The 5605-nt window shown below is 63.6% G+C and carries 5 protein-coding genes; 2 read left to right on the forward strand and 3 right to left on the reverse strand.

Going from position 1 to position 5605, the window contains the following annotated elements; translation table 11 throughout:
* Nucleotides 1–806: lytic transglycosylase domain-containing protein (locus tag EN969_RS14405; RefSeq protein WP_245467440.1), on the forward strand; the 806-nt coding region annotated here is incomplete at its 5' end.
* Between the two features lie 87 nt (nucleotides 807–893).
* On the forward strand, nucleotides 894–1709 hold the full coding sequence (locus EN969_RS14410) for a Stf0 family sulfotransferase (protein ID WP_082826558.1): 816 nt from the start codon (nucleotides 894–896) through the stop codon (nucleotides 1707–1709).
* Nucleotides 1710–1727: 18 nt separating this feature from the next.
* Here EN969_RS14410 and EN969_RS14415 read toward each other — a convergent pair whose 3' ends face one another.
* The 3 genes from EN969_RS14415 to EN969_RS14425 all read right to left on the reverse strand — a co-directional run.
* Complete coding sequence (locus tag EN969_RS14415; RefSeq protein WP_013529222.1) at nucleotides 1728–4067, reverse strand: response regulator; 2340 nt, start codon at nucleotides 4065–4067, stop codon at nucleotides 1728–1730.
* A 114-nt stretch (nucleotides 4068–4181) separates the two neighbouring features.
* On the reverse strand, nucleotides 4182–4988 hold the full coding sequence (locus tag EN969_RS14420; protein WP_063169167.1) for a methyltransferase domain-containing protein: 807 nt from the start codon (nucleotides 4986–4988) through the stop codon (nucleotides 4182–4184).
* Nucleotides 4989–5134: 146 nt separating this feature from the next.
* Nucleotides 5135–5605: polyprenyl synthetase family protein (locus EN969_RS14425; protein ID WP_206525156.1), on the reverse strand; the 471-nt coding region annotated here is incomplete at its 5' end.

Raw genomic sequence — 5605 nt, forward strand, 5'->3', positions numbered from 1 at the left:
GGTCGACACTGGCTCAGGCCGATCCGCCGCAATCCGCCAAGCAACGGCTTATCGACAAGGTCTGCAACCTGATCCAGGCGCATGCCGACCAGAATGGTTTGCCCAGGGATTTCTTCGCCCGGCTGATCTGGAAGGAGAGCCGTTTCGATCCCAACGCCGTCAGTCCCGTCGGCGCCGAAGGCATTGCCCAGTTCATGCCGGGAACCGCCAAGATGCGCGGGCTTGCCAATTCCTTCGACATCAATCAGGCGATCCCGGCTTCGGCGAAATATCTCGCCGAAATGAAAACCGGCTACGGCAATCTCGGCCTGGCGGCCGCCGCCTACAATGCCGGCGAGAGCCGGGTGTCGCGCTGGCTCAGTTCCGGCGGTTTCCTGCCGATGGAAACCGAAAGCTATGTCTTCGACATCATGGGCGAACCAGCCGACAAGTTCACCGACCGAGCCTATGCCGGAAGGGTCGAACCGCTCGACGCTAAGGCGGATTTTGCCGTCGCTTGCCGAAAACTGCCGGTGATCATGTCGCGGACCGTGGCGATGGCCTCGATCAACGTAAAGCCGTGGGGCATCCAGGTGGCCGGCAATTTCCGCCGCAGTGCCGCGATCAACCAGTGGCTCAGGATAAGGAGCCGGTTCCCGGCCCTGCTCAACGGGCACGATCCAGTGGTCAGCCGGGTGCGCACGCCGATCGGCCGGCGGGGTATCTATGCGGTCAGGATCGGTGTCGACCACCGCGCCGATGCAAACGTCATCTGCCAGAAATTGCAAAGCATCGGTGGGGCATGCGTGGTGGTGCGCAACCGGTGATTTGACCCCTGCCGGCAGGGTATTTTGTCTGAGAGAGGCATTTAGAAAGCGACAGCCGTGACGTCGCATCCACCAAGGATTTCAGCTATGGCGGCGGTCATCTTACCAGGAGCGACAGCCCCTGCCTTTGACAAGCCGCGTGGGCACAACATGTTCGATGGATACATTATCTGCGGCACACCGAGGACCGGAAGCACGCTGCTGTGCAAGCTCCTGGCGTCCACCAAGACCGCCGGCGATCCACATTCGTTTTATCGGCGCCAGGACGTGGTGGAGTGGGCCGAAGAGTGGAAGCTGCTCGATCGCGCCGCGATGAGCGAGCGCGAATTCGATGCCGCTTACCTCAATGCTACGATCGCCGCTGGCAAGGGTGGGACCGGCCTCTTCGGTCTCCGCTTGATGCGCGAAAATCTGGATGAGCTTTCGGCGATCCTCGGCCGGATTTTCCCAAAACTGTCATCCGACAGAGCACGGTTCGAAAGAGCATTCGGCAATGTTCTCTACATACACCTCTCGCGGGAGGACAAGCTTGCGCAGGCTGTCTCCCTGATCAAGGCAGAGCAGACCGGTCTTTGGCATATCGCTCCCGACGGCACCGAGATCGAAAGGGTCGCACCGCCGAAAGAGCCCCAATATGATTTCGAGCGGATCAGGCGTGAGGTCGAGGTACTCGAGACCTATGATGCGGCATGGAACATTTGGTTCGCTGAGCAAGGCATAACCCCGCTTCGGGTTGGCTACGAGCGCCTTTCGAGCAATCCGGCGGCGACGTTGCTAGGCATCTGTGAAGTCTTGGATGTCCAAGCACCAGACGCCGAAGATGTAAGGCCCGGCGTCGCAAAGCTCTCCGACGACACCAGCCTCGACTGGATGCGCCGCTATCGCCTCGACGCAGCCGCCTGATGCATCGATGGAGGCAGGCTAGGCCGTCTTGGCCACCACGGTCTCGCTGAGCCAGGTGCCGATCTTGGTGCCCAGTCGGTCGGGCGAAACGGGCTTCGGCAGATAGTCGTCCATGCCCGATTCGATGCACTTGTCGCGATCGCCCTTCAGCGCATGCGCGGTGACGCCGATGATCGGAATGTGGGTGCCCGTCGAGGTCTCCATGGCCCGGATCGCGCGGGTCGCTTCGTAGCCATTCATCTCCGGCATCGAGACGTCCATCAGGATCAGCTTGGGGCGCAGCGCCCGGTACATCTCGACCGCCGTGCGGCCGTTGCCGGCGATGCGGTAGCTCAAGCCCAAGCCATTGAGGATCTGGCCGAAGACCAGCTGGTTCACGTCGTTGTCCTCGGCAATCAGGATGTCGATCGGTCCGTTCGGCGTGGTTGTCGATTCCGGTGCTGCCGCGACTGGCAGCGCCGGGCCGCGGATGACGGTAAAGGCAGGCGGCGCTGCCGGGGGAGCCTGGACGATCGGTTCGCGGACAAACTGCGCCTTGCCGACCTGCGAACGGGCCTTCTGCACGACCGAAATAACGGTGCCGAGCAGGACCGCAGAGCGCGCCGGCTTCGTCAAATGCGCGGCAATGCCGAAGTCGATGATCATCTTGCCGAAATCGACCTGGTCGACCGAGGTCAGCAACACCACCGGGATGGAGGACAGCCGGCTGTCGGAAGCAATTGCCCTGGCGACGTCGGCGCCGTTCATGCCGGGCATCTGGTAGTCGAGGATGATGCAGTCGACGGCGGCGCCCAACTGAAAGGCGCGATCGAGGAAGGCCAGGCCGACGGCGCCGCTTTCGGCGGCGGCACAGTCGAAGCTCCAGCTTCTGAGCTGCTCGAGCAGGATTTCGCGGTTGACCGGATTGTCATCGATGACCAGCACGCGCGCGCCGGTGACGTCGACCGGCACGATCTCGTCGCGCGCCGCGGCCTGATGCGCGGGCAGCGGCACCGCGAACCAGAACACCGAGCCGCGGCCGATCTCGCTCTCGACGCCGATCTTGCCTGCCATCAGGTCGACGAGGCGTGCTGCGATGGCCAAGCCCAGCCCCGTGCCCTCGTGACGGCGGGTGGACGAGCCGTCGACCTGCGCGAATTTTTCGAACACGTTCTGCAGTTTCTCGGCCGGTATGCCGATGCCGGTGTCCTCGACGCGGATCTTGAGCTGGACCACGTCGTTGACGATCTCGCCGCCGACGTCGATCAGCACGTGACCCTTCTCGGTGAACTTCACTGCGTTGCCGAGCAGGTTGGTGATGATCTGCCGGAACCGGCCGGCGTCGCCGACGACATGGGCCGGCAGGCGCGGATCGACGCGCACGATCAGTTCGAGGTTCTTTTCGGCGACGCGCGCCGAGACCAGCGTCGCCACGTCCTCGACCGCCTCGGAAAGGCGGAAGGGAGCAGGGTCGAGGGTGAGCTGGCCAGCATTGATCTTGGAGAAGTCGAGGATGTCGTTGATGATGGTGAGCAGCGCGTTGCCGGACTTCACGATAACGTCGGTGAAGGTCTTTTGGCGTGGGGTCAGATCGGTCTTGGCCAGCAGTTCGGCCATACCGAGCACACCGTTCATCGGCGTGCGGATCTCGTGGCTCATATTGGCCAGGAATTCCGATTTGGCGCGGTCGGCGGCCTCGGCCTTGAACAGGGATTCGGCGGATTCGGCAAAGGCGCGGCGGATCGCCACTTCCATCGGGCGGAAGATCCAGAAGGCGACGATGGCAAGGGCCGCGAACAGGATGCCGCTGGCCCACAACAACAGCCTGTCGCTGGAGGCATCGGCCAGATGGCGCTCATCATCCATGGCGGTGCGGACGCGAACCAGCATGGGTTGGGCGAACAGGTCATTCTGGTTGCGGATTTCGCGATAGCTCCACTCGTCGACCTTCTGCGCCACCGACATCAGGTTGAAATTGCGCACCATGTCGCGCGGCGACCAGAACAGATCGCCGTTAACTGAAGCGGATTGGAGTTCGTCGACGGTTTTGATCGACAGCCGCGGCTTGATCGCCGCAAGCTGGGCGGTCAGCGTCTCGATCTCGCCGGTCAGGCGCTCCGAATGGCCGCGCGCCGATGTGGTCAGGGCATCGCGTGTCTCCGCCCGCCAGGCGGTGCCGGTCGTCTCGGCAAAGCTGGTCGCGTTGCGCAGGTCTCGGGTGAAGATGACGAGATTGCTGCTCAGCGCATCGATGTCGCGGCGAAAGGAATTGACGCGATCAAGCGCAATCACGATGCCGGCGGAAGCCAGCGCGAAGATCAGCAACCCTGAAATATAGCGGATCCGGACCGACCGGATGAAGGACGAATATTCAGGCATGCGCAACCCCAACACATACGCACCATTTTAATGGCCGGGATTACGCTTCATTTACATTAAAATTTCGTTCGTTCGGGCAGGCGAGCCGTGCGAGCCGCCGGATGGACAGCGCGCCTAGGCCGCGTCCACGACGAGGGCGCGGATGCGGCCACTCACCGGGCCTTCCCCGAACCGTTTCCCAAGGGCATTCGCCACGTATCGCGTCACCTCCTCCAGCGAGCCACCGCGCGCCTCGATCTCGACCCGCAGGGGCGTGCCCTGGCAATAGGCCGTGGCCGCCTCATATGGCGAGGAAGCGGCGCTGACGGCATCCAGCGGCTCTATGGTAATGTTACGGAAGCCGGCGGCATGCAGGTCGGCGCGGATGACGTCCGCATCGTGATAGCCATGCGGTGTCCTTGCCATGAAGCGAGGCGGATCGGCCGGGAAAAAATGGCCGAGCGCCCGCGTCACCTCATCGGCAAACTCGTTCTCTTCGATGGCACCCCAGACGTTGAACAGGAAGTGTCCGCCCAGCCGCATCACGCGCCGAACTTGCCCGTAGGCGCCCACCCGATCGGGGAAGAACATCGCGCCAAACTGGCAGGCCACGGCGTCGAACTGTGCGTCCTCGAAGGGCAGCGCCTGAGCATCGGCCTGCTGCCAGGTGATGCGAGGATCGTCCACCATCCGCGTGCGTGCGTGGTCGAGCATGGGCTGGTTGAGGTCGGTGACCACGATGCGCGCTTGCGCCGGCAGCTTTGCTGCGAGCGCACGTGTCACCACACCGGTGCCCGCCGCCACTTCGAGCACCGATTGCGGCCCGAGCTTCGACACCCGCTCCGCCAGATCCCGCGCATATGGCTCGAAGATCAGCGGCACCATCGCCCGGTCGTAGATCTCGGGAATGGAACCGCTGAACAGCTTGTCGGTGGTCGACATGGCATCCTCCAACTCTTATCCGCACCGCGTGCTTGCCGTGCGGATGTCAATCCTCTGCCTCGGCAGGCTTCCGCTCAAGTTCTATTTCAGAACCGGCCGGCGGGGACGTGCGTGCAATCAGCTCGATGTTCCGGCTGGCACCAACCTTAGCTGTTACGCGCCGCCACGAATGTCGCCGCTTCTTTCAGCAACTGGGCATCGTCGCCATAGGGCTCAAGCAGCGCATGCGCCTGTTGGACGAGGCCGTGCAGCTGGCCGCGTGCCCAATTTGCACCATGCAAGGCCACCAGCGTCGCCTTGCCGGCGGCGGCGTCCTTGCCGGTCGCCTTGCCCATCTGGCTGGCGTCGGCGGTCAAATCGAGCAGGTCGTCGGCAAGCTGGAAGGCAAGACCGATCGCCGAGCCGAATTCGGCCAGCCGCTCGCGGTCATCGGCCGGGGCGCCGGCGATGAGGGCGCCTGCCTCGCAGGCGAAGCGGATCAGCGCGCCGGTCTTCATCGCCTGCAGCCGGATGATGCCGGCCTCGTCCGGCGGCGTCTGTTCGGCTTCGAGATCGAGCTTCTGGCCGCCGACCATGCCGCCTGCTCCGGCGGCGCGGGCAAGCGCCAGCACCAGGGC

Source organism: Mesorhizobium sp. M7A.F.Ca.CA.003.01.2.1 (genome assembly GCF_003998945.1).
GTDB classification, from domain to species: domain Bacteria; phylum Pseudomonadota; class Alphaproteobacteria; order Rhizobiales; family Rhizobiaceae; genus Mesorhizobium; species Mesorhizobium ciceri.